This window comes from Nocardia aegles, assembly GCF_052545135.1.
This window is the reverse complement of sequence record NZ_JBQWRI010000030.1, coordinates 1-2661: the sequence shown is the minus strand read 5'-3', so window position 1 is coordinate 2661 and position 2661 is coordinate 1. Positions and strand designations below refer to the sequence as shown.

The 2661-nt window shown below is 67.8% G+C and carries 3 protein-coding genes; 2 read left to right on the top strand and 1 reads right to left on the bottom strand.

Features of this window, described 5'->3' with window-relative positions; translation table 11 throughout:
• Together ACT89H_RS29280 and ACT89H_RS29275 are read left to right on the top strand one after the other, a co-directional pair.
• Window positions 1–556 (top strand): phage tail tip lysozyme (locus tag ACT89H_RS29280; RefSeq protein WP_445111901.1); only part of this gene is annotated, 556 nt, incomplete at its 5' end.
• Between the two features lie 346 nt (window positions 557–902).
• Window positions 903–2126: a transglycosylase SLT domain-containing protein gene (locus ACT89H_RS29275; RefSeq protein WP_445111900.1), complete on the top strand. Its 1224-nt coding sequence runs from the start codon at window positions 903–905 to the stop codon at window positions 2124–2126.
• A gap of 54 nt (window positions 2127–2180) precedes the next feature.
• Here the strand turns inward: ACT89H_RS29275 and ACT89H_RS29270 are convergent.
• The coding region (locus ACT89H_RS29270) for a C40 family peptidase (RefSeq protein ID WP_445111899.1) at window positions 2181–2661 on the bottom strand (481 nt) is incomplete at its 5' end.

Here is a 2661-nt window from a genome sequence, read left to right as displayed (position 1 = left end):
GAACACCACCTCCAGCGACACCGCTGCCGCGATCAACCGGTTGACCAAGCAGTACCTGTACACCATCGCGGGCAAGAACTACACACCACCCACCGGCACCACCGGCAGCGGCGACAACATTCCGGGAGGCTCGAAAGCCAATCCGGCGGATGTCTATCGCTACCTCATTTCGAAATACGGGCTCACGTCGGCGCAAGCAGCCGGAATCGTGGGTAACCTGCAGGTCGAGTCCGGTTTCAACACCAGCGCGTACAACCCGGGCGAAGGCGCCATCGGTCTGTGTCAATGGCGGGGCGGGCGGCGGCAGGCCCTGGAGCGGTTCGCGGCAGCCCAAGGGAAGCCGGTCACCGACTGGAAGGTCCAGATCGATTTCATGATGGCCGAATTGCGCAGCAATGAATCCACCGCGTACGGATATCTCCGGGCCGCGCAGACGCCCGCCTACGCGGCGGCGGTCTTCGATCAGTATTACGAAAGAAGTTCCGGTGAGGCGAGAGGGCAGCGCATCGCCTACGCCAACAGCATCGCCTCGGCGATGCGCAACGTCGCTGTTTGACCTCGCCCGGCCGTCGCCGGTCGCTCAGTGTCCTGTTTCACCGACGCGCCACGCGGTTGTCCGCTGCCGCGTGCCGGGGGCACCGATATTCCCGCAAGCGGGAACAGCATGGGAGTGCCTGGGAGGTACCTGCATTAAGCTGCGAATACGCTTCGGGACGAGTGCCGGGGAAGAGGCATTCCGATTGCCACACCGCTGCCGCGTCGGCTGCGAACTCTTCCGGCTCCAGCACGCGCCGATCGTGTCCGGCGACCGGAAGCGCGCGTACCGGGGCATCCGGCGGAAGGTGAGTCATGGCTGCCTCTGTGGTCACCGTGCGGAGTGTCCGCGCGCAGCGGGGGAACTGATGGCTCCGACGGATCGCTCTGGTCCCGAGCGAGATTCCGATGATCCCGGCGATCCGCGCGACGTGCGTGCGAGCGCCACCACCAGCGCGCCGCGCCGCCCCGCCAAGTCCGCGACGCGCGGCACTCCCACCCCGATCCCGCGGCCGCAGCCAGGTGCGGCCGCAGCGGCGGCGCCGGTCGGCGCGACGGCTCAGGGGCGCACCCAGAACGCACCGACGGCATCCGAGACGACCTCCGCGGCTGCGGGTTCACCCTCCGTTCCGCGCTCGGACACGCTGGGCATGGCGGGCTCGTCCACGCCAATGGCGGCCGCGGCGATGGGCGCGCTGGCGGCCATCGCGGCCCAATACGGTGACGGCCCGCCGACCGCCGTGACGGGACAGCCGTACGCGCCGCCCGATCTCGACGCGGCGCGGCCGAGCGGACCCGTCGTGTGGGATGGTGCGCTCGGTTCTCGGTACGCCGACAGCAATCAGAATCGAGCACGCCACGGCGATGCGACACAGTCGATGAATGCCGAACTGGAACGCATCCTCGGCGGCGCGGTCGACAACAGCACGCAGGGACGCGCCGCGATCGGTGCGATCATCGCCGAGGTGAACACCGCGCTCACCGCGCTCGGCACCGTCCAGGACGCCAACGCGAGCAGGCAATTGGTGATCTCGACCTTGGACAGCGCCTTACAACGGGCGGGAACCGTGCTCGGCCAAGGACAGGCCGCCGCAGTACTCACCGCCGATCGGGTAGCTGCTCTTGCCGACCGCTATCTGCGCGAGTCGCGTCCCGTCCAGTCGCGGCGGCCTCGCCGCACGTCGCACTCGGGCACGCACGGGCCCAGCGGCGGTCCGCCACGCACGCGGCCGTCCGGCCAGCAGGGGCAATGGATCAACGAAGCCTTGCAGGTGTTGCGCCGGCACGGCTACGACACGCGCCAGATCGATCCGGCCGACATCGCGGCGATCATCCAGCACGAGTCCGGTGGCAACCCGAACGCGATCAATCTCTGGGACAGCAACGCCGCGGCGGGAATTCCGTCGAAAGGCCTGATGCAGACCATCGATCCGACGTTCAACGCGTATTCCGTTCCGGGGCACCGCGATATCTGGAATCCGGTGGACAATATCGTCGCGGGCGTTCGGTACGCCATCGAACGCTACGGGTCGGTCAGCAACGTGCCGGGAATCGTGCAGATGCGCGGCGGCGGCTCGTACGTGGGGTATTGACGCCGGTCGCGGACGATCGGTTCCGGCAGACAGCGGGCGCGCCGGATCGACTGATCACGCCCACCGCGCGGCCGCGTAACTGCTGGGCAGTTTCCGGTACTGGACGTGGCCGCCGGTGCGGGGAGCTTCGACGCACATGCCGTTGCCGATGTACATGATGACGTGGCCCGGGTTGTTCGGCCCCGTGAACGAACTCGAGGGGAAAATGAGATCGCCGGGCTTGATGTCTCTGGGATTCACCTTGGGCAGGGTGCGGTATTGGTCGGCCGCGACTCGCGGAATCCGCACACCGGCGGCGGCCGCCGCGTATTGCATCAGGCCCGAGCAGTCGAAAGCGTTCGGCCCTTCCGCGCCATAGACGTAGGGGTCGCCGAGCTGGGCGAGTGCCACTTGGATGGCTTTCGCCGCGGCTCCGGTCGCGCCGTTGGTGCCGGTGGTGCCGGTGGGTGGTGTGTAGTTCTTGCCCGCGATGGTGTACAGGTACTGCTTGGTCAACCGGTTGATCGCGGCAGCGGTGTCGCTGGAGGTGACGTTG

What these genes read in the sequence shown, in the direction of transcription:
- ACT89H_RS29275 (WP_445111900.1), top strand. Translation starts at nt 903, where the DNA reads ATGGCTCCGACGGATCGCTCTGGTCCCGAGCGAGATTCCGATGATCCC.